Genomic DNA, 25,222 nt, shown 5'->3' on the forward strand with positions numbered 1-25,222 from the left:
AAAAACCTCAGTCATATTGACTGAGGTTTTTTTATTGAAACAGATTAACGATTGTTAGAATCGTCGTCCTGTCCATCTTCGAATTTTGTATCGTTGTCAAAGCCAGAAGCGCCTTGACCGCCGAAGCCACCTTGACCACCGAAGCCGCCGCCTTGACCACCAAAGCCACCTTGACCACCGAAGCCGCCTTGACCGCCGAAGCCGCCGCCTTGACCACCGAAGCCACCTTGACCACCGAAGCCACCTTGACCACCGAAGCCACCGCCTTGACCGCCGAAGCCGCTACCTTGACCGCCGAAGCCACCACCCTGACCACCAAAACCACCTTGTGGTGCACCAGCTGGAGCGCCTGCTGGACGTGGGTTACGTGCAGGAACTACAGTTGAAATTGCATGCTTGTAAACCATTTGGCTTACCGTATTTTTTAGCAACACTACGTATTGGTCGAAAGATTCAATGTGACCTTGTAATTTAATACCATTCACAAGAAAGATTGACACAGGAATACGTTCTTTACGGAGAGAATTTAAGAACGGATCTTGTAATGTTTGACCTTTAGACATTTTATAACTCCAAAAAAATTAAAATCAGCGCAAAAAACCATCTTTATTTTTCAATTAAAATTTATAAAAAAGATAGTATGTAAATTTTGCTTTATCCATAAGAGTTTCGCAAGTCTTGTTGAGCCTGCTTTATAGTTAAATAAGTTTTAAAATAGTGCTTTTCTTGCAACGAACGTAACCAAGTGTATTGACGTTTCGCAAGTTGTCGTGTCGCGAATAATGCCTTATCTTCCATTTCCCTCCTATTTATGTGACTTTTATCACTTTTTAACAGAAAATCGAGTGCTTGACGATACCCGACAGACCGCATTGAAGGTAAATTTTCATTCAAATCGTATTTTTTAATTAAAGCTTCCACCTCATTTAAAAAACCGATATCCCACATTTTGAACAATCTTTGCTCAATTCGCTGATGTAATTCTACCCGATCTGGCAGCAAAGCATAGTTATGAAATGTGTAACGATATGGTAAATTTTTCGGTTGCTCCATTTGTAATTGCGTAATCGGTATACCAGTCAAGCGATAGACTTCTAGCGCGCGAATAATACGCTGGCGATCAGATACATTAAACTTTTCACCTGCGATCGGATCCACTTTGCGCAATTGTTCATGCACAGCTTCCCACCCTTCAAGTGCAGCCTGCTGTTCAATTTCTGCCCGAATATCAGCATTTGCACTTGGAAGATTGCTTGACAGTCCTTCAAGTAAGGCCTTGAAGTACAGCATGGTTCCACCAACTAAAATAGGAGTTTTGCCTTGCTGGTGGCACTGGTCGATCAAGCGCGTGGCATCATCGACAAATTGCGCAGCAGAATACACTTCTAGCGGCGTAATAATATCAATTAAATGATGCGGATATTGTGCCTGCTCTTCTTTGGTGGGCTTTGCTGTACCGATATCCATATCTTGATAAATCAATGCAGAATCTACAGAAATCAGTTCAAATTGACCCTGTTCATACAGTTCACATGCCAAGGCTGTTTTACCGCTTGCGGTCGGCCCCATCAAATTGATTACGGGCAAAGAAGTTGACATGAAAAACTATTCTCCTCGAGCAAAAAGCTTGTCAAGTTGATGAAGTGGAAAGGCGCGCCATGTTGGACGGCCATGATTACACTGACTGGCGAATTCTGTCTGCTCCATTTGACGTAACAAAGCATTCATTTCAGACAGACTCAGCATGCGATGTGCACGAACTGCACCGTGACATGCCATGCCAGCCAAAATGGCATCACGCTTATGCATAAGCGCCTGTGCCTGATCATTTGGATCCAGATCATGCAAAAGCTCAGGAATCAGTTTCTCAAAATTAGCTTTATGCAAAATGGCCGGAACTCCACGCACAATCGCTTGATCATCACCATATTGATCAATATCCAGACCCAATCGCGCCAGCTGATCTTTCAGATCTTCAATCCGTGCCGCTTGCATACGTGTAATTGAAACCACTTTAGGAATGAGCAATTGCTGTGAAATCCAAAACTCGGGCTTATCCCAAGCAGATTTCATCTGTTGTAATAAAATACGCTCATGTGCAGCATGCATATCAACAATAATCAGGCCTTCGGTATTTTGCGCCAGAATATAAATACCGTGCAATTGTGCTATGGCAATTCCCAGCGGAAACTCATCTACTTCGGACTCTGCTTGACGTTCTGCCGTATTTTCTACCGCTTCTGTTTGCTCACGCAAAGGAGCTAGATAACTTTTAAGGGCATTGTTGAGCCGCTCTGGATCACTCACAGGTTGTGGACGTCGCGAATAATCAACAGAATTGGGCCGACTGGCATTAAATTCGGTTAACAGCTCTGTTGATACGGCTGTAGTTGCCGCATGTGTTTGATCGGCCTCATGCAGTGCTTGAGTTGATGCTGTTTCAGCGCGGTGCAAACTAAATTGTTCTTGATAGCTCGGCTGCGGCATACGCTCAATAGACAATTGTTCAGGTTTCATGGCCTGAGACAACTCGGCCGCTGCGGTCTGAAATTGTGAGAGTGTTTCTTTGGCATAATGCCGTACAAACTCATGCACTTCACGCTGGTTTAAAAAGCGAATCTCATGCTTGGTGGGATGTACATTGACATCAATTTGTTCTGGATCGACCTCTAAAAACAGTAAATAAGCCGAATACTGATGACCATGCAAAATTCCATCGTAAGCCATGCGCAGTGCATGTGAAATGGTTTTATCTTTGACTATACGGCCATTCACATAGACATATTGCAAATCGGCCTGTGGGCGCGCGTCGGAGGGATGACCCAACCAGCCCGACAATCGCATGGAAATACTTTGCGTATCGAGCCAATAGGCATTTTGAGTAAACTGATGCCCAAGCAGTTGCTGAACACGCTGAAAACGCAGTTGTCCGCTGTCTGCTACAGGTAAATTCAAACGAACCTGATTGTTGTGTTCTAACATAAATCGAATATCAAAATGTGTCAGTGCCAGACGTCTAACAATTTCTTCGATATGTCCAAATTCGGTGCTGGTTTTTTTTAAAAATTTACGCCGCGCAGGAACATTAAAAAATAAGTCCTGTACACGAATGTGTGTGCCCTTTCTGAGCGCAACAGGTAGAATCGCTTGATGATCAAAGGCTGTACCATTGACTTCAACCTGATACCCGACGCCATCGTCAGATTGACTACTCATTAGCGTTAAGCGAGATACGGCGGCAATCGATGCCAAGGCTTCGCCTCGAAATCCCAAACTTACGATGGCATGCAAATCGTCGGAAGTCTTGATCTTACTTGTGGCATGACGCATTACCGCCAGCGGTAAATCGTCACTATGAATCCCCTGACCGTTGTCGATGATTTCAATGAGCGTAGCGCCACCTTGCTCGACGCGAATGATCAATTCGGTTGCGCCTGCATCAATTGCATTTTCAAGCAACTCCTTCACAACCGATGCAGGCCGCTCAATTACTTCACCTGCCGCAATCTGGTTGGCCAGCGCAGGATCGAGAGTATGAATACGTTGCAGATCGCGGGATTCTTGCAGCATGTTAAATGAGGTCCTTTAATTGTGCGTATTGCTGAGCATCATTCAATTCAATCGTCACATATCGTTCAAGATCATCTTCAGATTTTTCAATTTGAATAATGATATCTGGCTCTGGAATCTCGTTTTCTCCCTTCGATGGCCATTCAAACAAAAACAAAGCATGCGGAACATCCAGATAATCCCGAATTCCCATTAATTCAAGCTCATAGGGATCGTTAAGGCGATACAAATCGAAATGAAATATCTCTTTTTGCTGGATACGATACGGCTCGACCAAGGTATAGGTTGGACTTTTTACCGCCCCCTGATGACCCAGTGCTTGCAGAAAATGACGAGTAAACGTGGTTTTGCCTGCGCCTAAATCGCCAATTAAATACACCACACCTTCTTGGATCACACCAGAGAGTGTTGTTGCCAGTTTTTGTGTGTCGAGTTCATCCGCTAGGGTTAAACGAAGGGAATACTGCATTACGCTCATACATGATTCAATCGGACTGTGTATAATACCATCCTGAATGTTTAAAAGCCTATGATCAAGTAAAAAGCTGCTTGCTTTTCAAACAGCCTGACTCTCTAGCGATATCTCCAAAATGGCCAACATGACCGCACACGAATTTATCCCTCCTACTCGTCAAGGCGTAAGTGCCAGCAAAGTATTTTTACCCACCATGCATGGCAAACCACCTGAAACAACTTTTGCTTACCTGTGTGCGCATTTTCCTCATATATTAGCCTCAGAATGGCAACAGCGCTTCGATGATGGACTAATTATCGATGCTCAAGGCCAAACGCTGAGTGTAGCTAGCCCCTATTTATCCAACCAGCATATTTTTTATTATCGTTTTTTATCGCATGAAGTTGCAGTGCCATTTCAGCATGAGATTTTATTTGAAAATGAACATCTACTGGTGGTCGATAAACCACATTTTTTAACCATGACACCCACCGGCAAGTATGTACAAGAAACACTGCTGGTTCGCTTAAAACAAAGTGGCCAAACTCCCGATCTAACTCCAATCCATCGTCTTGATCGTGAAACGGCGGGTGTGGTGATGTTTTGTAAAAAACCTGAATCCCGCGGTGTGTATCAATCTTTATTTGCAGCGCGCGATGTGCAAAAAACCTATCATGCCATCGCCCCTTATCATCACACGCTTCAGTTTCCTCGCACAGTTCGACTCAACATGAGCAAAGGTGAGCCGTTTTACACCATGAAAGTCAATCCAGACGCCGAGCCAAATAGTGAAACCTGGATTGAATGCCTAGAGTATTCAAATCATTGGGCAAAATATCGTTTAAGCCCCAAAACCGGAAAACAGCATCAACTTCGTGTGCATTTGGCTCACTTGGGGCTTGCTATCCAGAACGATCCGCTTTATCCATTTTTGGCACACAAAGCCGACGATGACTTTTCCAACCCCTTACAGCTTTTGGCAAAAGAATTACAGTTTGTCGACCCCATTACACAAACTGAAATGTACTTTTGCTCAAGACAGTCACTTTCTTTGTCATTTGATCGTAATGACAACCACGCTATTTTTTAGTTTTAAGATTGAAATTACAAATTCTTGCTTTAGAATAAGCCATTAAAAATTAAAAAATCGTTTGGTTTTTATTCATGCGAAAAACAGAAGTTTATCAGGTTCGACTTGATTCACACGAAAAGAAGCAGGCCTTTGCTGTTTTCAAACAATTGGGGATTACACCGGCACAAGCCGTGCGTCTTTTTTTCAAGCAGGTGGTTTTAACCAAATCCATCCCCTTTGCAATTGAAAATCAAAACATCGATATGGAGCAGCTCCTCAAATTGCGTAAAATCAAGTCGCAATCTGCCGCTGTTACGCCACGTGAAAATGATCAAGCCGATAGCGATCTACTCATGGATGATCATGAAGCACTTTTTGATGAGCTGAATGCCTTACTCGGTGAGAGTGATCAAGCGCCATAATGTTGCAGTTTTAAACAAGTTTTAACGTTCTTCGTATTTGATTTTGGTTATGCTTCTTCTCTATGACACATAATAATAAAGCTGGAGAATCGCATGATCGTTCGACGAGCCACTGTAGAAGATTTAAATCAACTCGCGGTATTGTTTGATGAATACCGTCAGTTTTATGGCGCATCATCCAACTTAACGCAATCCTATGATTTTTTAAAACAACGCTTTGAAAACAAACAGAGTGTCATTTTTATTCATGTCAAAAATGATGTTTTTACTGGTTTTATTCTGCTTTATTTGGGCTTTTCATCTGTCGCCTGCTCGACCTATTATATTTTAGATGATGTGTACGTTACGCCACTTTATCGCCGTCAAGGCTCTGCAAAGCAACTCATCGATACTGCCATTTTGTTTGCACGCCATGAAAATGCGCTCAGAATCTCGTTGGAAACCCAAAAAAACAATATCGAATCAATGCGTTTATATCAAAAAATGGGTTTTGTGCTGGATCAGGAATTTCAAACCTATCACTGTTTTCTTAGGTAGACTGCCTGGCTAAATGAATCTGTGCATCAGACAAATAGATCCAATCCCCTTGTGCTAATTCAGGTAAAACCAACTGCCCGATTTGCTGACGGTGCAGCGATTCAACTTTATTTCCAACCGCAGCGATCATGCGTTTGACCTGATGATATACCCCTTGATGAATCGTCAAGCTTAAATGATATTCATCAAGCTGTTGAACCGCGGTCGCAGCGAAAAGCCCTGTTTCATTACGTAGTTCCACCCCTTGCTCAAGCTGACTCAGCTGAACTTCAGTAATCGGATCTGCCGTGTGTACATGATATACCTTAGGGACATGTTTTTTAGGATGGGTTAAGGCATGCAGAAATTGCCCGTCATCGGTCAACAGCAGTAGTCCAGTGGTATCTTGATCGAGTCGTCCAACTGCTGCTATTCCACGATCGATCAGAATATCTGGCAGCAAACTGAATACACTCTGATGATGCTGAGGTTGATGCGAACATTCAAAACCTTGTGGTTTATTGAGCGCGATATACACCTTTTCACGATAGATATACGATTCACCAAATACACGGAACTGCAAGTGCTCGGTCTGAACGCGCAACTTTAAATCGGTAACGGTATCCTCTCCTATAGACACATGCCCATTTTTAATTAGCTGCTGGCAATGTTTACGTGAACCGAAGCCTTGTGATTGCAACATTTTTTCTAGAAGCATTGCCGAAATTTACCTGATATATTTTCGGCATAGTCTAACGGATTAGCTAAAAAAGTGAATGCCTTGAATGAGGTTATCACTCAAAATGCAGACGTTAAGGTCTGTTTTAAGTACACCAGCTTTTTTAAATCAAGCGTTTATTTTTATCTTATGATCAAAGCGCGCTACACTATAGCTCCCGCTTACATAAAAAGATGTTGATGATGTTGTCTCAGCTTGATGTCAATTTAATTGTATTACTGGTATTGCTAGCCTGTGGAATTTTTAGCCAAAATACAGCTGTGACCATTGCTGTAGGCGTTTTAATTTTATTTAAACTCACCCCGCTTAATACTTTCTTCCCCTATTTACAGCAACATGGATTAAACATTGGCATTATTATTTTGACCATTGGTGTACTGACTCCAATTGCAAGCGGTCAGCTGAGTGGCGAAAGTATTTTAAAGTCCTTTTTTAGCTATAAATCTTTGCTCGCCATCGGCGTCGGCTTACTGGTGGCATGGCTAGGCGGTCGAGGCGTCAAGCTCATGAGTAGCCAGCCCGATATTATTGCAGGGTTATTAATTGGTACCATTGCAGGTGTAGCGCTGCTAAGAGGCGTTCCGGTGGGTCCACTGATTGCGGCAGGATTACTCTCATTAGTGTTGTGGAATTAATAAGGCTTGGCAGTAAAACTTGCTGCAAATACATCTATATATGACATATTGAATCATCATGGCCTTATACAAAAATCCATGATGATTCAATAAATTCTATCTAGCACTTGAGTATTTAGGCAGCATAATAATTGGTGCGTTTTTGCGAAAATTTAGCTAACTGCTTTAAAAACCCTTCAAAATAACTTTTTTCTTTTTCCTCAGTTCTAAAGCCTGCATACAAGGTACGGCGCAACCCTTGCTCTGCCACACATTCCAGACGTCGACTCGTCACCCAGCCCTTTTGCTCGTACTCATTCACCACCCAGTCTGGTAGTGCCGAAATACCCCGACCACTTGCAACCAACTGAATCAGCATTTGAGTCAGATCGGTGGTACGGATTTCTTTAGGTTGAATATTTGCAGGCAGAAACAGATGCGCCATAATATCAAGTCGATGCTTATCGACCGGATAGGTAATCAGTGTTTCCTCTGCTAAATCCTGCACAGTGACTTTTTCAGCACGCACCAGATGGTGTGTATTTGACAAGACCAAACGTGACTCATATTCAAAAATAGGAAAATACTCAACCCCTTTGAGAGCAATCGGATCTGCGGTAATGAGCAAATCAAATTCGGCATTTTGCAATAGCTCATGTGGATTGGCTTCAAAGCCCGAGGCAAAATCCAGATCAACATCAGGATATTGCTGGCGATACTGATTCAGTAATGGCATCAACCAATCAAAACAACTATGACACTCAGAAGAAAAAATAATCCGACCGGTTTGTCCATGCACAATACGGGTGATATCACTTTGTGCAATCTGAATTTGCGGCAGAATATCATCTGCAAGTTTCAGCAAACGCTGTCCAACATTTGAAAAGGTGACTGGACGACTGCGCCGATTAACCACCTCGACCCCATACCAATGATCGAGTTCTTTTAATTGATGAGAAATAGCAGATGGTGTCAAACATAAATCATTTGCAGCAGCAACCAATGACCCATGCTCACGTAGTGCTAACAAAGTTTTAAGATGTCGAATTTCGAGCATGAAAATAACCTATATATGACCAACCGTAAGGGAAAACATCTTGTGAACGTTAGCTCCCGACTCAGCATCTCATCGAAATGAAACCGTTTGGATGACAAACAGCCCATGATGATTCTTTAATTCTAAACAGCTAATTTTAAATGTATTTTGATTTATACATCCAGCATTATTTAATGCAACAAAATCGAACAACGCGAAGGCAATAAAAAACCCGAATTATGAATAATACTCATCTTATCATGGATGGCTTGAACCGACCTCAATTCAGCAAGCGTATTTGCACGCACAATAAAGTCAATCAAACACATCATGCTTAAATTTAAGTTGATATTCGCACTAGCCTCTTGCCCGAGTTCGCTTCGCTTTTATGTTCTTTTTCCATTATAATTTTCACTGTTTTTTCTCCCATTTTGTCTTTTTATTATGTCTTTAAAACCGAACACTTCTGTTCGATCAGCCCGACAATTTTCATTATTCTGGGTCATTCTCGCTTTAGCCAGTGGGGGTTTTTGTATTGGAACCACTGAATTTGTCGCGATGGGTCTGATACAGGAAATAGCGTCTGATCTACAGATTACTGTGCCACAAGCGGGTCATTTTATTAGTGCTTACGCACTTGGTGTGGTAATTGGTGCACCAGTCATTGCAATTTTGGGTGCACGTGTACCACGTAAAACTTTACTGCTTGGCCTGATGCTATTTTACGGCATTGCAAATGCACTGACTGCACTGGCAAAAACACCGGATATGATTTTAGTCTCGCGATTTATCGCAGGCTTTCCGCACGGCGCCTACTTTGGTGTGGGCGCTTTAGTGGCGGCAGAACTGGCAGGGCCAAATCGTCGTGCATCTGCAGTGGCGCAAATGATGATGGGCTTAACCGTTGCAACCGTACTTGGCGTACCGCTGGCAACTTGGGTAGGCCAGCAGTTTGGCTGGCGCTCAGGATTCGAATTTTCAGCGCTCATTGCCCTTGTTACCTTAGTGTCTGTTGCAGTTTTTGTACCTCAAATACAAGTCCGTAGCACGGCCAGTATACGAAGTGAGCTATCCGGTTTAAAAAATATCAACATGTGGCTGACCCTTGCAGTTGGTGCAATTGGCTTTGGCGGCATGTTTTCGGTATATAGCTATGTATCGCCAATTTTGACTGAATATACCAAAGTCAGTATTCAGATTGTGCCGATTGCCTTGGCAATCTGGGGCATCGGTATGGTGATTGGCGGCTTGGTGGCAGGTTGGCTGGCCGATAAAAATCTCAATAGAACCATTATTGGCGTTCTCATCAGTGCGTCACTGGCTTTTATTGCTGCCAGCTTCATGATGCATAACGTATACACCGCCATTGCTGGCTTGTTTATGATTGGTATTACAGTGATGGGCTTGGGTGGTGGATTACAAATGCGCCTGATGGATGTAGCCGGAGATGCGCAAGGCTTGGCAGCATCGCTGAATCACTCTGCCTTCAATATAGCCAATGCACTAGGTGCCTATTTGGGTGGTTGGGTATTGAGCCATAATATGGGCTGGATTGCACCGATCTGGGTAGGATTTGTACTCAGCCTAGGTGGGCTGATTATTTTATTGATTGCCTTTGCAGTCGAGAAAAAAACCCGAGCAGTACACTGATCGGGTTTAATCATAGCTGATACAACTTCAATTACGCGTAAGTCGCCAGTCGCTCTGACAGTAATTGAAAGAAGGCATCTCGGTCAATGCTACGTAAAAACTCGGCATTGGCCTTACGCCCAGTCACATTCCACCAATCGGCAACCGTTGCACCCACAGTCAGCGGGCTATCTGTTTCAATTTCAACGTTAATCCAACGGCCTGTAAATAACGCTGGATTAATCATGTAGCCAATCACACATGGATCATGTAATGGCGCACCTTCCGAGCCATATTTTTCCATATCGTAACGCTCAAAGAAGTCAGTCCATGCTGCAACAGCCGGTCCAACCTTATTGTTCATTTTACGCAGACCATCCACCCACGCTTTTGAGGTTAATGCCTGATGAGTCACATCTAATGGAATGACGGTAAGTGGAATGCCCGCTGCAAACACAACTTTTGCTGCATCAGGATCGACAAACATATTAAATTCAGCTGATGGTGTAATATTTCCGCCTTCAAAGAAACCACCACCCATGAGGACAATTCGCTCAATACGCGTGGCGATATCAGGGGCTTTGAGCAGTGCCTGAGCCGTGTTGGTCATTGGGCCTAACGAGCAAATCGTAATCGATTTTTCTGGTGCACGGCGAAAGGTTTCAATTAGAAAGTCGACTGAATGCTCAGGACGAAGCGGCATTTTGGGTTCAGGTAATTCAATTCCATCTAAACCCGTTTTGCCATGCACATTTTCTGCAGTAATTAATGGACGTTTGAGCGGACGATCACATCCTGCAAATACAGGAATGTCTGGACGACCAGCCAATTCACACACTTTTCTGGCATTTACGCTGGTCAAACTTAAAGGTACATTTCCAGCAACTGTCGTAATTGCCAAAACATCAAGTTCCGGGCTGGCCAGCGCCAGTAAGATCGCAACTGCATCGTCTTGCCCTGGATCTGTATCAATAATAATTTGACGAGGTGTATTAGTCATTCCACTACCTTTTTTTTAAAAACAGCCTGAACTCGTGCTCAAGCCTAAACGCAATATATAAATCGATCTAAACGTTATAGCAAAATTTTGCCATCTTGGATTACTTTGAGTTCGCGCATTCGTTCTGCATGATATTCACCGGCGGTATAGCGTGACGAGAGCACCACATCACCGCGTGGTTGTAAAAAGAATGGCATCGAAATTCGTTCTTGCTGTGCATCTTGATCTTTGAATTTCACCACACGATGGGTGGTCGACGGGTAAAAGAACTGGGACGCTTCTTGAAGCATATCGCCAATATTAATAACCAGTGAATTCGGCTCGACAGGCACATCGTACCACTCACCTGCTGCATTTTTTACCTGAAGCCCCGGTGCTGTCGCAGCAGGCAAAATGGTAATGAGATTAATATCTTCATGCGCAGCAGCACGAACATAATCTTGATCTGTCACTACAGGTGTATAACGTAATACGCGTAATAAACCCTCCGCGCCCTCAATCATACTGGGTAACGGCTCACTATAGGCAGCGCGAATATGCTCGGGTGTAAATTCTTGAATCCATTGTAAAAGATGTTTAGCCAAGCCGAATGCTTGTTGATAATAATTTAAACTCAGCGCTGATAATTCGGAGGGAAATACACCAGAAGGGAAAATATGAAAAAATTCTTTTAAATCTTTGACCGTTTCACCTTTGGCTGTTTCGGATAAGTCGGTTGGAAAAAATCCGCCTTTTTGTTCGGGGCGAACACGGTAATTGTTTTTATACTCAGATTTAAAAAATGTCAGCCACTCGGTGTAGATCGACTGGATTAATGACCAGTCCAGCGGATGATTGATAATCACGGCAAAACCAGTTTCACGTAACGACTGTGCAAATGCCGCCCCTGCTTCGGGATGCGTATAATCAATGGTTGCAATGTGCATAAGAACTCCATGTTATTGTGTTTATGGAAGCAAAAAATAAGCCGTATTTATAGAATGAAATACGGCTATTTTTGTCAGTATTTGGTCAAAACTGAATGCATTAAAACTATCTGCGACAACGCAATTAGAGTGCAAAGCCTAGACAAATACCGGCAATTGTCGCGCTCATCAAGTTTGACAAAGTCGCGGCCAACAACGCACGGATGGCAAGCTTAGATAATACGGGCGTCAGTTTTGGTTCTACCATACCAAAAGCACCGAGTACTACACCAATCGAGCTGAAGTTGGCAAAACCACACAACCCAAAAGAAATGATGGCTGCGGTATGTGCCGAAATGGTCTGATCTGCCAGATGCGGCGCTAAGTTTAGGTAAGCAACAAACTCATTGATGACCAGCTTTTGCCCAAGCAAAGAACCTGCTAACTGCGCTTCATTCCAGTCTACGCCCATCACATAAGCTAAAGGAGAAAGGACATAACCAAAAATGGCATCTAGACTCAAGCCTGAATAGCCAAACCATCCACCCACGAAACCGAAGATACCGTTCACCAGACTTAGCAGGCCAACAAAAACCATAATCACGGTTCCGACACCTGCTGCAATTTTAAGCCCCATCATGGCGCCATTCGCAGCGGCCTCAATGATATTGGATGGACGTTGTTCGCCAAATTCTAGATCCGATACTTCAACAGTTGAAGGCTCAGTGGCTGGACTCAATAAACGTGCAAACAGAATACCGCCAGGAATCGCCATCAGCGAAGCCGCCAATAAGTATTCCATGGGTACGCCTAATCCGGCATAGCCAACCAATACCGAACCAGAAACAGCAGCCATACCACTACACATGACGGTAAACAGTTCATTTTTATTCATACGTAACAAAAATGGACGCAACGCGGCTGGCAATTCGTTTTGACCAATAAAGATGGTCGTCACAGCAGCAAAGGACTCAACCTTACTGATACCCAGCGCTTTTTGAAACAAACCACCCAGTACTTTAATAAATACCGTCATGATTTTTAAATAATACAAAATCGAAATCAGGGCAGTAACAAAAATAATGGTTGGCAGTACTTTCAGTGCAAAGATAAAACCTGCGCCATTAAATACCGTGTTCATCTGATCGCCGACCAAGGCACCGAACAAGAAAGCGCTACCTGAATCTGCATAACCAATCACATGGTTTACGCCATTGGCAAGCTGTTCAAAAATGTATTTTCCTAATGGAACATACAAAATGATAATTCCAAGCAGGAACTGCAAGCCCAAAGCCGGTAAAATCGTTCTCACTTTAATCATGCTTCGGTTATTGGAAAAAATATATCCAATCAACAAAAGAATAAAAATACCGATCAATCCACGATATTCAAACATTTTCATCTCCGTAACCTGAGCACACCCCATTCCAGCAACTCATGTCAACATCGTTGTACCTGCTGTATAAACAAACCAAGATGTCGTTACTGATCGCCCTGTACTCGAATTACCTTATCGCGCCATTCAGTGATGCTTCATAATCACTGATTTGTAAAATGAGGAATTGGAGACAATACAAAGATCATGCCATCTCAAAAAACAGCATGAATCTGAAAATTATCTTACCAATCATGATTTTGCCAGCTTTATACAAGGGGCAAATAATGCAAAAAGCCTAAAAATAAGCATTTGTTTTTAAACAAATATTTAATTGGGCTATTTATCGGGCGGTAAATTTAACAAAATTTTGCAGAGATTTCGAATGTTTTTTTTAGACTGCCCGATCAATTTTGATCAAATTAAAAAGCAGTATCGCATTTTTTTATTTTTTTCTTTTTATAATCGTGACTTAATTATATCAAACTCATAATAAAAATTTATAGCATTACAAAATTCTGCTTATGAATACCAGTGATGGTCTAAGACGTTGCCTTTTTTGAACTAACGGTAAAAAAACAGTGCGTATTGAATCGTTTTAATACATTTAATTTTATGAACTTAGTGAAATACAGCAATGAGATTCAAAAAAAAACAAGCACGAAATGTGCTTGTTTTATGGAGAATTCATTTGTTATGCCGCCTTTGGATAGGTAATCACTTTACCCTGTGCCAGATGCGCAATTGCGTTACTGTTAAAATCGATAGTTAAAATATGGTTGTCATGGCTGATATGGTAAGATTTCACCAATGGTTCGTTTCCATTATTGGTTTCAATCACGTATTCGTCCACGATATTGAGAATACCTTCTAAGTTGGTACTGCTCGAAGCGAAGTCATGATCAAAGAGATCATAAATCGTATTTAGGTTGAAGGTTTCTTGCACATGATTTGGATGATGCTTGATGTAGTTTTCTAGGAACAAAACAAGTTTGTGTGCAAAGAAATAGTAGTTCGGCTTATGAGTATAATGCAGATTCATCTCTGACTCCTTCAACAGTCTAGAATATCATTGTTTGTATGCCACTCATTCGTTTTAGGATTTCTATCTTAAATTAGTCTTAAAACACCTCCTTATGCATATCATTCTCACAATACGATAACATTATTAATTTTTGTTACTTTGCTTAAAAAAGCTGAATAACTAATCAGCAATATGGGCCACTTTTTTTAAGCGCTTGTTTGTTAAATTATACATCGCTTAAAATTAAAGGCATAATACGCCGCTTTTTTAATTTAGAGTTTCTAATGAGTTCAACCCGTCCTTTGCTTACTGTAATTGGCAGCATCAATGTTGACCATATCCTTTCTCTTGAACACTTCCCTCATCCGGGACAAACCCTGAATGGTCAGGAGTATCAAGTCGCGTTTGGTGGCAAAGGTGCAAATCAGGCAGTAGCAGCAGGCCGAAGTGGCGCCAATACCAGTTTTATTGCCTGTGTAGGTGGCGATGCCGTGGGCGAACAAATTCGTCACCAGCTCATCAAAGACCACATTGATACTCAGGCAGTACGTGCCGTTGAAGGTTTCACCACAGGTGTCGCACTGATTTTTGTTAATCAGCATGCAGAGAATTTTATTGGTATTCATGCCGGTGCCAATGCTGCGCTCGATATTGCTTATATCGATCAGCATGCAGAGCTAATTCAACGCTCAAGCGCAATTCTTTTACAGCTTGAAACACCGTTGGCGACTATCTTGCACGCTGCAAAGCTTGCCAAAGCTGCTGGCGTAAAAGTGATTTTAAATCCGGCGCCAGCTTGTGAGTTGCCAGAAGAATTACTACGTTTGGTCGATATTATTACGCCCAACGAAACTGAAGCTTTGAGCCTTACTAATGTGATTGTGCATGATGATCACGACGCTGCCGAAGCGGCAAATGTGTTGCATCAAAAAGGCATTAAAACTGTAGTCATTACTATGGGCTCTCGTGGTGTTTGGCTGAGTGAATACGGTCAGGGCAAACTGATTGAAGGGTTTAAAGTAAATGCAATCGATACCATTGCCGCAGGCGATACCTTTAACGGTGCATTTGTGACGGCACTTCTTGAAGGAAAAACCGCACAAGACGCTGCACGCTTTGCCAATGCAGCCGCCGCAATTGCCGTTACCCGATCTGGTGCCCAGCCGTCTGTGCCATGGCGTCAAGAAATTGATGACTTTTTGGCATCTCGATAAATGTATTTTGCATAAAAAAACGCAGATATTTCTGCGTTTTTTTATGCTTATTTTAGTATTTCAGCGCGTGAAGTAAGCCTATTGAAAAGCACCCTTCTTTTCAATAGACTCGCTACACATCAAAATCACTACCCATATGACTTTGATTGAATAAAAACATCTTAACTTGAACGCTCTCAAAAATTTTACCGAATATTCAATTTTTTTTAGTTTTAACAGCATAAAATTTATGTATATTGAAAATATACAGCATAATTTTCTTTGGTTTAAATTTTGAACAGCACAGAATACACATTAGACCGTACAGATCGGAAAATTTTATCTGCCCTTCGTGGTAATGGCCGACTTACGATTGCACAACTCTCTGAAGAGGTCGGTTTATCATCCTCACCCTGCTGGACACGACTAAAGCGGCTTGAATCACTTAAAATTATCGATGGTTATACTGCTAACATTAATCCCAGAGCCATTGGAATTAATGAATTATTTTTTATTGAAATTACACTCGAACGGCATGACGATGAAATGCTCGAAAACTTTAGCGAAGCACTTGCAGAAATTCCAGAAGTGATTGAGGCGCATTTGGTTACAGGAGAATATGATTATCTTGTAAAAGTTGCGGTGAAGGATTCAGAACACTATGAGCGGTTTTTAAGAAAGAAACTTTATTCCATTAAAGGCATTCGGCATACACGTTCGACTTTTGCACTACGTCCATTAAAATTGGCGCATACCGCAGATTTTATGCTGATTGAATAATGTTGAAGATAATTGATGCAACTGACAGCTAAATATGATTTAATACGCGCAGTTTGAGATGAGCCTCATACAGTATACGACTCGATTCGTATACGACTAGCCCCGCTAATATGCGGGGCTTTTTATTATATTTACTGAGTAATTAGGCTCTTAAAGCTTTTAGTTCTTCATATAAGTCAATAAGATGATTCATAGACATATCAACTAATGGCTCGAACATAAAAGAATTAATATGAATGTGTTCGGGTGTCATTAAATTCACTCTATTCAAAACTTTAAGAGTATTAACATCAATTTGTTTACCTTTACATTTCTGATATAAATTCTGTGTTTGATTCTCATAAATCTGATTTAACTCTTTTTTTTCATCATCGGTTAATTGTGAAATCATATAAATTTCAGCTTTTAATCGACAGGCAATTGCTATAAGTAGCTTATCCTCTAAATCTGATGAATGCTCATTTAATCCAACCTTCAGTGAATCAGCTTCATTAAAAATTAGATTAATGATTTTTTGATCGGCAAATTCTAACGTAATATTTGTTTTCTCAGGAATTGCACGAATTAGAACATTATGAACCTCTTGCACTGTCAAATTCAAAGTATTACTTTTAATATGTAAACAATTTGTAAGAAAAATATATTCATCATCTTTATTAAGATATTCAAATAAATTTCTAACAAATGGAATGACCCCAATAAAATTCTTTCTTATATGATAATTTTTTACAAATATACTTTTAAAGACATCTTCAAAATATTCCCCCTGTTTAACCTCCACAATACCTTGACTACATTTGGTTGCAATATGACTAGATTTCTTTAAAAATAGCCTTTTAGCTACCGTTCTGTAAAAATCAAAATTATGTGTCAAAATTATGGCATTTACATTAGGTCTCTCCAGCAAATCTTTAATATATTCTATAATTGCATATTTATTTTTATAATCAAATGAATCTGCAACATCATCAAAAATCATAAGCAAATCTTCATTTGAACTCAACCTAGACTCAATCTCAAACAAAAATCTAAGAATATAATATGCTCGGCTTTCTCCTCTACTCAACACATTCAATAGAACATCTTCATTATTTTCAGGAACTTCTCTATCTCTATATACAAACTTCAACTTAGGAATATCACTTTTAAGTATTACATCAGATTGATTTTCTAGCTTTATAGTAAAAGGAACATAAAATCTTGAATTGAATAGCTCTATCGTTCCTTTCCATTTTTCAACTTCATCATTCGCACTATTAATTATTTGTTGTAACTCATTTTTTCGATCTTTATAAATACTTAAAATTTGATCTGCCTCAGATTTAATTACAGAGATATGACTCAACCATATTTTTTGTCTAAAGTTTTCAAAGTCTATTAGCTCTATAAGCAAACTTGAGTTCGACTCTAACAATTTTTTAAAACTTTTTAACTCTGCGTTTTTCGCTAATGCTTTATCTACTTTATCAAAGCTACTTAATAACTGTTTATCATTTAAAATTTGATCTTTTTCAGCCTGTATCAGACTCTCAAGTTCATCTTTTGAATTAATAAAATCTTTTGCATTTATACTAATTTTATGTCCAGCCTCAAAAAAAGAATTATCACTTAATGAATCTAGTAAATTGGTAGCCTGAGTTGTTCCAAAAGAATTATTTGATTTACTAAAAAACTTAGACTTGCTTAATAAATCAGTATAGCGGCTTAAATATTCATCTAATAAATTCACATTAGACTCTAAAAATTTTTTTACTTTATTACCCTTATCAAAAATATCATTATATTTAAAATTATAACTTTCATGTTTATCTGACAATTGGCTTTCTATTCTCAATAAATATTCAAAAAAATTTTCACCATGCCTGAATACAGCTTCTAACTCATGCTCACAATCTGTACTTCTTGATTGCTTTCTCAATGCTACTATAAATTTAGCTTTTTCACCTGATAATTCTGCAAATATTTCATCATATCGGCTCTTTAATTCTGCTTTCGCTATAAATTTCGTTATAGAATTTTCAGATATTTTTGTCTCAGCATTAATAACTAAAATCATATCTTTATTGAGATTTTGATTATTAAATTTGATGTCACATATCGTTGCTTTTTCAGAAAAAATTCTATCTTTGATTTGACTACTTTGATCTTTAGATAAATATTCAAAAACATTAGCAAATGATGACTTCATTGTACCATTTGGCGCATATATTAATTGAGCTCTTTCTTTAGGTGTGAATTTAAACTCTTTCTCTAATTTACCTATACCAAAACAGTTTTCTAATTTTACATTTAAAATTCTATTCATTTTTATACTCAAATATAAGGGCCGATTACTCGACCCTTATCTTTACTCATTTATTCCTAATAATCAAATTATTAAGTCAACTGAGCCGCAGCAATTTTCTTAGTATCTACTTGATCAGCAGCATTAGTATATTCGCCCATTTGGTCGAAATTCAAATACTTGTAGATATCGGCAGACATGCTGTCGATTTGTGCTGCATATTGTTGGTACTCTTCTGGCGTTGGTAATTTACCAAGTACAGCAGCAACAGATGCAAGCTCGGCAGATGCCAAGTATACGTTAGAGCCTTGACCCAAACGGTTCGGGAAGTTACGTGTAGAAGTCGATACAACTGTAGTATTTGGTGCAACACGTGCTTGGTTACCCATACATAATGAGCAACCCGGCATTTCAGTACGCGCACCAGCACGACCATAAGTATTGTAAAAACCTTCTTCCATTAACTGGTGTTCGTCCATACGTGTTGGTGGTGCCAACCATAAACGAGTTGTTAATGAACCACTTGGTACTTTCTCAAGCAACTGACCCGCTGCACGGAAGTGACCAATGTTGGTCATACAAGAGCCGATGAACACTTCATCAATTTTGTCGCCTTGAACGTCAGAAAGAAGTTTCGCATCGTCTGGGTCGTTCGGGCAGCAAAGAATCGGCTCTTTGATGTCTGCAAGATCAATTTCATACACTTTGGTGTATTCAGCATCCGCATCGGCTTTAAGTAGGCTTGGGTTTTCTAACCATTTTTCCATGTTTTCAACACGGCGCGCCATTGTACGTGCATCTCCATAGCCTTGTGAAATCATCCACTTCAACATGGTAATGTTTGAACGCAAGTATTCAGCCACTTTCTCTTCAGAAAGCGTGATTGCACAACCCGCTGCCGAACGTTCAGCAGACGCATCAGACAATTCAAATGCTTGCTCAACGGTCAAGTCAGTTTCCATTTCCGACAAGTCGATTTCTAAGATACGACCAGAGAAGATGTTCTTCTTACCTTTCTTCTCGACAGTCAAATCGCCTTCTTTGATTGCGTAGTAAGGAATTGCATGTACAAGGTCACGTAGCGTGATACCAGGCTGCATTTTACCTTTAAACTTCACAAGTACAGATTCAGGCATATCGAGTGGCATAACACCAGTCGCTGCCGCGAACGCAACAAGGCCAGAACCTGCTGGGAACGAAATACCAATTGGGAAACGTGTATGTGAGTCACCACCAGTACCGACTGTATCTGGAAGCAACATACGGTTTAACCAAGAGTGGATAATACCGTCACCTGGACGAAGCGACACACCACCACGGTTCATGATGAAGTCTGGCAATGTATGTTGCATTTGTACGTCGACTGGCTTTGGATAAGCAGCAGTGTGACAGAACGATTGCATAACCAAGTCAGCAGAGAAGCCCAAGCAAGCCAAATCTTTTAACTCGTCACGTGTCATTGGACCAGTGGTATCTTGAGAACCAACTGTCGTCATCTTAGGTTCACAGTAAGTACCCGGAATAACGCCTTGACCTTCTGGAAGACCACAAGCGCGACCCACCATTTTCTGAGCCAAAGTAAAACCTTTGCCTGTTGCAGCAGGTTGTACTGGCGTACGGAATAATGTAGATGGCTCAAGACCTAAAGCTTCACGCGCTTTCGCAGTTAAACCACGACCTACGATCAAGTTAATACGACCACCCGCACGTACTTCGTCTAGAAGTACTGGCGTTTTAAGTTCAGATTCAGCAATTTGCTCGCCGTTTTTGAACGCAGTGACTTTCGCTGCTGCGTGGTCAATCTTAAGAACGATTTCGTCGCCCATGTTCATGTTGGCAACATCAATCTCTACAGGTAACGCACCAGCATCTTCCATAGTGTTGAAGAAAATCGGCGCAATTTTAGAACCTAAGCAGTAACCACCGTCTTTCTTGTTTGGAATGTGCGCGATTTCGTCACCGAAGAACCAAAGCACAGAGTTTGTTGCAGATTTACGAGATGAACCTGTACCCACAACATCACCAACATAAGCAACTTGATTGCCTTTCGCAATAAGTTCTTTAATTTGGCTTAGTGGACCAATTTCACCTTGTTTTTCAGGGTTGATGCCATCACGCTCGTTTTTCAACATTGCATTTGCGTGTAATGGGATATCCGGACGGCTCCAAGCATCTTGCGCTGGAGACAAGTCGTCAGTGTTGGTTTCACCCGTCACTTTAAATACGGTTAATTTGATTTCTTCTGGTACGTCTTTGCGGCTGGTAAACCACTCAGCATCTGCCCAAGACTGCAAAACTGCTTTCGCGTTAGTGTTACCCGCTTTTGCTTTGTCTGCCACATCATGGAATGCATCAAATACAAGAAGTGTTTTTTTCAGTGCATCTGCTGCTAAAGCACCGAGTTGGGCATCATCCAGTAGCTCAACCAATGGTGCAACGTTGTAACCACCAAGCATGGTGCCAAGTAAATACACTGCACGTTCTTTCGAAACGAGTGGAGAGGTCGCTTCGCCTTTTGCCAAGGCTGCCAAGAAAGCAGCTTTAACATATGCCGCTTGGTCGACACCTGCTGGAACGCGATTTTCAAGCAAGTCGACGAGGAATGCTTCTTCACCTGCTGGCGGGTTTTTAAGTAATTCGACTAAGTCAGCAGTTTGAGCATCATCAAGTGGCTTCGGTGGTACACCGAGTGCGGCACGCTCTTCAACGTGTTGGCGGTAAGCTTCTAGCACAGTGTTATTCCTCTTTTTAAAAATTTACTTGTGAATTCCTGCTTATTAAAGCTTCACAAGTAATATGGACAGCAAAATTTTACTAAAAATCAAGTGAAAAGTTAATGCAAGGACCGTATTTCTCCGTGATTCTCGTTATTTTATAGCGAAATAGTAGTACACCCTAAACAGCGCTAAAAACCATTCAAAATACCTGTAGTTCTTGCAATTGCTTCCTGATTTTTTGCTCCCTTTTGCATTCATCAAAATGCAGATGCATCATGCATGATTTAATCATGAAATGCGATATCCACCTTGCAGATCCTTTAAAAGAAATCATCTATTTATCTACACGAGTGTGCCAATAAAAAGAGTGAATTTTTAGCAAACACAATGTCAAATATGAGGAAAGCCGTGTTAGATATGATGCAATAATCAAAATTGTTTTAAACTGTAGAATTGTCAGGCCCAGTGATCTGAATTAATCAGAATTCCAATCGATCATGTGGTTGCTTGATTTTATTCAAAGACGATTCGCCAACATGGGCGAATCAATCATATGGCATTATTTTATAAAGTAATTAAGCTTATCTCTTAAAATTAGAACTGCTTGTAATTTGGCACTTTATCGTGTGGAGTTACCAAACATTTTTGCGTCACTTCAGTTCGGATCTGCTCACGGATTGCATCTGGCTTATCCGTCACTTGCTGTTGTGGCAGTGCATACACCTGTTCAACAATACTTAAAATAAAAGTTTTGGTGAACGGCTCTTCAATTTTATTGGCATGTTCAACGGCTTGTGTTTTCTGAATGCCATTTTGACGATCGAGCAAAATTGAACGCGCCGCATTGCCCATGCTGGTACAGTAGCCATGCCACTGTTCTTCAGGGGTAAGTGGTTTTTTTTCGCCACAGCCAACCAGTGCAACCAAGACAGTCAACGGTAGAAATTTTTTCATGAACGCTCTCCTTTGCAAATCATGATACTGAAATTTAGTTATTTTCCCAACTAGAACTTGGTTAAGGTTTTCATAGCGATACGATCAATTTTCTAGCGCATTTTTTTAATGAGCGTTAAAAGCTCATCCATGACCTCGTCTGTATTGTCATCTAACACCGCACGGCGCACACAGCCTTTAACGTGATCGTCAAGTAATTGCCTAGACACTGCGTCAAGCGCAGATCGGATGGCAGAAATTTGAGTGATGATATCGACACAATAACGATCATTTTCAATCATTTGGCTGACGCCATTGACTTGCCCCTGTACTCGACTCAATCGATTCAGCAATGCTTTTTTATGCGGTTGAATCACCTGCTTCGGACTTTGGCCAGTTTGAGTTTCAGATGTCTCACATTGCATACAAGCTGAAGGATGAGTACTTGAATCAGCCTCTGATGTGTTGTGCTTCGAGGTGCCGGATTGAGGTTTTGACATATTGAGAGTCCTTCACAAATATACCCCATTGGGGTATTATTGATTTTATTTTACAGGAAATTAAAATGTCAGTACATACACATCAAGTGCGTCACTTTAATCTTCCTGTTCACGGTATGTCGTGTACAGCTTGTGCCATGCGGATTGAAAAAGTCCTGAATCGCTTACCAGATGTTCACGCCGAGGTCAGCTTCGCTAATGAGCGTGCACAAGTACGTTTGCAAGGCAGCGCCAGTTCGATAGAAGACGTGATTCAGGGGATTCAAAAGGCGGGTTTTGCCCTTCATGAAAACACGCTTGAATTAAAGATTGAGGGCATGAGTTGTACGGCTTGCAGTCAACGTATCGAGAAAGTTCTCAAACGCCAGCCAATATTGGATGCTCAGGTTAATTTTGCCACCGAAACGGCATCCGTGCGTTATGTAGAGGGCTTGATTACGCCACAAGAGATTATCTCGACCATTGAGAAAGCAGGATTTTCAGCTCAGCAAAAAAAGACAGATGTTGACATCGAAAGTGCCAATCGATCTGCCCAGTTTAAACAACAAAAATGGCTATTTTTAACTGCTGCATTATTTACTCTTCCGTTATTCATTGAAATGCTGGCGATGATGCTGGGCTACCATGAAATTATTCCGCGAGGTATACAGTGGCTACTGGCTACTCCCGTACAGTTTTGGTGTGGTCGTTTTTTTTATAAGCATGCCTTGAATGCAGTACGAGGCGGTTCTGCCAATATGGATGTATTGGTGGTTTTAGGTACCAGTGCCGCGTATTTGTTTAGTAGTGTTGTTTTATTTTTCAACTTATCAGAGCATGTCTATTTCGAAGCCAGTGCCAGTATTATTACCCTTGTGTTATTAGGTAAATTACTTGAAGCACGTGCCAAAGCCAAAACTGGAGCAGCCATTGAGCAGCTGTTAAATTTACAGCCAAAACAGGCACATCAAGAGATCAATGGTCAAATTATTGATGTGGATGTCGATCAGCTTGCGCTTAATGATATTTTTATTGTTCGTGCTGGAGAAAGCATTCCGGTAGATGGAATAATTATTGAGGGCAATTCTGAAGTAAATGAAGCAATGCTCACGGGTGAAAGCATGCCGGTTTCCAAGCAGCCCGATGATTCGCTTTTTGCAGGAACAGTAAACCACCATGGCGTACTGAAAGTTCGTGCCACTGGTATTGGTCAACACACCATGATTGCCCGAATTGTGCACATGGTGGAGCAGGCTCAAGGTTCCAAAGCAGAAATCCAGCGCCTTGCCGATCAAATTTCTTCAATTTTTGTTCCTGCTGTTCTTACTATCAGTGTACTCACCTTTGGCTTTACATGGTGGTTTACAGATACATTTACAGCCAGTCTGATCAGTGCAGTTGCTGTTTTGGTGATTGCCTGCCCTTGCGCACTCGGACTCGCAACACCCACAGCGATTATGGTGGGGACAGGGCGCGGGGCGCAATCAGGTATCTTATTCCGTAATGCACAGGCACTTGAGCATGCTCAGCGCATCACCACGCTCGTGCTCGATAAAACAGGTACACTCACGCAAGGTACGCCAGTGGTCGCCAGCACCACCATACAAGCGTCTATTACAGCCAAAGTGTTTTGGTCAGTTATCAGCGCGCTTGAAAGCCATTCCGAACATCCAATTGCTCGCGCATTGGTTGATCATGCCCAGCAGCTGAATATCGAATCAAATCCTGTGCAAAATATTAAAATTTTACCGGGTCATGGTATCCAAGCTGAACTTGATTCACAGCGTGTTCTACTCGGATCGCCTCGCTTACTAGCTCATCATGATGTTCAGCTTGATCAAGCATTGATCGAAAAATTTGAAGCGCAAGGGCAAACTGTAATTGGTCTTGCCATAAACGGCCAGATTCAGGGGTATGTCGGATTACACGATTCAATTCGTCCAGATGCAAAATCAACAATTGCCGCACTGAAGGCCCGTGGTATTGACGTCATTATGCTGACTGGTGATACCGCACGTGTTGCACAAGTGGTTGCTGAGCAACTTGAGATTCAACATTATATCGCAGGCGTTTTACCTCAAGATAAACTCAGTGAAATCGAGCGTTTGAAGCAACCAGATAAATGGATTGCAATGGTTGGTGACGGAATTAATGACGCACCAGCACTTGCTACAGCAGATGTTGCTTTTGCAATTGGTGCAGGTTCAGAGATTGCAATTGAAGCGGCCGATGTGGTGCTGATGCGCAATCAACTCAGCGGCTTGATTCACGCAATTGACTTGTCGCAAGCCACCTTATCTAAGGTTAAACAGAATCTTTTCTTTGCCTTTATTTACAACTCGCTTGGTATTCCTCTGGCAGCACTGGGTTTACTAAATCCAGTGCTGGCAGGCGCTGCGATGGCTCTCAGTTCGGTTTCGGTATTATCGAATTCTCTGCTTTTACGTCGCTGGAAACCACGCCCTTTTTCTTCGGAGTGA

At 41.4% G+C, this 25,222-nt stretch carries 22 protein-coding genes; 8 read left to right on the plus strand and 14 right to left on the minus strand.

Translation table 11 applies throughout. The features are described from left to right. Positions 1 to 44: 44 nt before the first annotated feature. The 4 genes from hfq to tsaE all read right to left on the minus strand — a co-directional run bounded on the left by hfq (position 45) and on the right by tsaE (position 4,039). Complete coding sequence (gene hfq, locus L2096_RS00600) at positions 45 to 563, minus strand: RNA chaperone Hfq (protein ID WP_004948171.1); 519 nt, start codon at positions 561 to 563, stop codon at positions 45 to 47. A gap of 91 nt (positions 564 to 654) precedes the next feature. Beyond that, on the minus strand, positions 655 to 1,599 hold the full coding sequence (gene miaA / locus L2096_RS00605) for a tRNA (adenosine(37)-N6)-dimethylallyltransferase MiaA (RefSeq protein WP_250364690.1): 945 nt from the start codon (positions 1,597 to 1,599) through the stop codon (positions 655 to 657). 6 nt (positions 1,600 to 1,605) lie between these two features. Further along, positions 1,606 to 3,570 (minus strand): DNA mismatch repair endonuclease MutL, encoded by a 1,965-nt coding sequence (gene mutL, locus L2096_RS00610; RefSeq protein ID WP_250364691.1) that lies wholly within the window; start codon positions 3,568 to 3,570, stop codon positions 1,606 to 1,608. Between the two features lies 1 nt (position 3,571). After that, a complete protein-coding gene (gene tsaE, locus L2096_RS00615) occupies positions 3,572 to 4,039 on the minus strand; it encodes a tRNA (adenosine(37)-N6)-threonylcarbamoyltransferase complex ATPase subunit type 1 TsaE (protein WP_076033545.1) in 468 nt (155 codons plus the stop codon). Positions 4,040 to 4,160: 121 nt separating this feature from the next. Between tsaE and L2096_RS00620 the strand changes: the two genes are divergently transcribed. The 3 genes from L2096_RS00620 (at position 4,161) to L2096_RS00630 (ending at position 6,055) form a co-directional block, all read left to right on the plus strand. Further along, on the plus strand, positions 4,161 to 5,114 hold the full coding sequence (locus L2096_RS00620) for a pseudouridine synthase (protein ID WP_104124053.1): 954 nt from the start codon (positions 4,161 to 4,163) through the stop codon (positions 5,112 to 5,114). A gap of 74 nt (positions 5,115 to 5,188) precedes the next feature. Further along, the gene (locus L2096_RS00625) at positions 5,189 to 5,518 is read left to right on the plus strand and encodes a type II toxin-antitoxin system RelB/DinJ family antitoxin (protein WP_025095482.1); all 330 of its coding nucleotides are present in this window, start codon (positions 5,189 to 5,191) and stop codon (positions 5,516 to 5,518) included. Positions 5,519 to 5,611: 93 nt separating this feature from the next. Further along, positions 5,612 to 6,055 (plus strand): GNAT family N-acetyltransferase, encoded by a 444-nt coding sequence (locus tag L2096_RS00630; RefSeq protein ID WP_004938777.1) that lies wholly within the window; start codon positions 5,612 to 5,614, stop codon positions 6,053 to 6,055. Here L2096_RS00630 and L2096_RS00635 read toward each other — a convergent pair. Next, positions 6,048 to 6,752, minus strand: coding sequence for a pseudouridine synthase (locus L2096_RS00635; protein ID WP_004938780.1), 705 nt, complete (start codon positions 6,750 to 6,752; stop codon positions 6,048 to 6,050). The genes L2096_RS00630 and L2096_RS00635 overlap by 8 nt on opposite strands. A 203-nt stretch (positions 6,753 to 6,955) precedes the next feature. Here L2096_RS00635 and L2096_RS00640 point away from each other — a divergent pair, with 203 nt between their 5' ends. After that, on the plus strand, positions 6,956 to 7,408 hold the full coding sequence (locus L2096_RS00640; RefSeq protein WP_004948191.1) for a DUF441 domain-containing protein: 453 nt from the start codon (positions 6,956 to 6,958) through the stop codon (positions 7,406 to 7,408). Positions 7,409 to 7,523: 115 nt separating this feature from the next. On the opposite strand, the gene L2096_RS00645 is transcribed toward L2096_RS00640, so the two are convergent. Then, complete coding sequence (locus L2096_RS00645) at positions 7,524 to 8,444, minus strand: LysR family transcriptional regulator (RefSeq protein WP_004938788.1); 921 nt, start codon at positions 8,442 to 8,444, stop codon at positions 7,524 to 7,526. Positions 8,445 to 8,867: 423 nt separating this feature from the next. Here L2096_RS00645 and L2096_RS00650 point away from each other — a divergent pair, with 423 nt between their 5' ends. After that, complete coding sequence (locus tag L2096_RS00650; RefSeq protein WP_004938790.1) at positions 8,868 to 10,073, plus strand: MFS transporter; 1,206 nt, start codon at positions 8,868 to 8,870, stop codon at positions 10,071 to 10,073. A 31-nt stretch (positions 10,074 to 10,104) separates the two neighbouring features. Here the strand turns inward: L2096_RS00650 and L2096_RS00655 are convergent, their stop codons facing one another. The 4 genes from L2096_RS00655 to L2096_RS00670 form a co-directional block, all read right to left on the minus strand. Further along, the gene (locus L2096_RS00655) at positions 10,105 to 11,052 is read right to left on the minus strand and encodes a nucleoside hydrolase (protein ID WP_055414807.1); all 948 of its coding nucleotides are present in this window, start codon (positions 11,050 to 11,052) and stop codon (positions 10,105 to 10,107) included. A 74-nt stretch (positions 11,053 to 11,126) separates the two neighbouring features. Beyond that, positions 11,127 to 11,978 (minus strand): 2OG-Fe(II) oxygenase family protein, encoded by an 852-nt coding sequence (locus L2096_RS00660; protein WP_151868183.1) that lies wholly within the window; start codon positions 11,976 to 11,978, stop codon positions 11,127 to 11,129. A gap of 124 nt (positions 11,979 to 12,102) precedes the next feature. Further along, complete coding sequence (locus tag L2096_RS00665; protein WP_004938801.1) at positions 12,103 to 13,353, minus strand: NupC/NupG family nucleoside CNT transporter; 1,251 nt, start codon at positions 13,351 to 13,353, stop codon at positions 12,103 to 12,105. A 673-nt stretch (positions 13,354 to 14,026) separates the two neighbouring features. Then, complete coding sequence (locus L2096_RS00670; protein WP_004938807.1) at positions 14,027 to 14,374, minus strand: hypothetical protein; 348 nt, start codon at positions 14,372 to 14,374, stop codon at positions 14,027 to 14,029. A 266-nt stretch (positions 14,375 to 14,640) separates the two neighbouring features. On the opposite strand from L2096_RS00670, the gene rbsK reads away from it, so the two are divergent. Together rbsK and L2096_RS00680 are read left to right on the plus strand one after the other, a co-directional pair. Then, a complete protein-coding gene (gene rbsK, locus L2096_RS00675) occupies positions 14,641 to 15,570 on the plus strand; it encodes a ribokinase (protein ID WP_004938810.1) in 930 nt (309 codons plus the stop codon). A 273-nt stretch (positions 15,571 to 15,843) separates the two neighbouring features. Then, positions 15,844 to 16,329 carry an Lrp/AsnC family transcriptional regulator gene (locus tag L2096_RS00680; RefSeq protein ID WP_151868182.1) on the plus strand — a complete coding sequence of 162 codons (486 nt, stop codon included), beginning with the start codon at positions 15,844 to 15,846 and terminating at the stop codon, positions 16,327 to 16,329. 142 nt (positions 16,330 to 16,471) lie between these two features. On the opposite strand, the gene L2096_RS00685 is transcribed toward L2096_RS00680, so the two are convergent. From L2096_RS00685 to L2096_RS00700, 4 genes are all read right to left on the minus strand, one after another. Beyond that, complete coding sequence (locus L2096_RS00685; protein ID WP_250364692.1) at positions 16,472 to 18,634, minus strand: AAA family ATPase; 2,163 nt, start codon at positions 18,632 to 18,634, stop codon at positions 16,472 to 16,474. A gap of 71 nt (positions 18,635 to 18,705) precedes the next feature. After that, on the minus strand, positions 18,706 to 21,345 hold the full coding sequence (locus L2096_RS00690) for a bifunctional aconitate hydratase 2/2-methylisocitrate dehydratase (protein ID WP_076032164.1): 2,640 nt from the start codon (positions 21,343 to 21,345) through the stop codon (positions 18,706 to 18,708). Between the two features lie 579 nt (positions 21,346 to 21,924). Continuing rightward, positions 21,925 to 22,284: a hypothetical protein gene (locus L2096_RS00695; RefSeq protein ID WP_004938825.1), complete on the minus strand. Its 360-nt coding sequence runs from the start codon at positions 22,282 to 22,284 to the stop codon at positions 21,925 to 21,927. A 92-nt stretch (positions 22,285 to 22,376) separates the two neighbouring features. Further along, positions 22,377 to 22,763, minus strand: coding sequence for a metal-sensitive transcriptional regulator (locus L2096_RS00700; protein ID WP_151808341.1), 387 nt, complete (start codon positions 22,761 to 22,763; stop codon positions 22,377 to 22,379). A 65-nt stretch (positions 22,764 to 22,828) separates the two neighbouring features. Between L2096_RS00700 and L2096_RS00705 the strand changes: the two genes are divergently transcribed. Next, positions 22,829 to 25,222 (plus strand): heavy metal translocating P-type ATPase, encoded by a 2,394-nt coding sequence (locus L2096_RS00705; RefSeq protein ID WP_250364693.1) that lies wholly within the window; start codon positions 22,829 to 22,831, stop codon positions 25,220 to 25,222.

The sequence above is a fragment of the Acinetobacter sp. ACZLY 512 genome, assembly GCF_023614015.1.
In the GTDB taxonomy this organism is placed as follows: domain Bacteria; phylum Pseudomonadota; class Gammaproteobacteria; order Pseudomonadales; family Moraxellaceae; genus Acinetobacter; species Acinetobacter soli.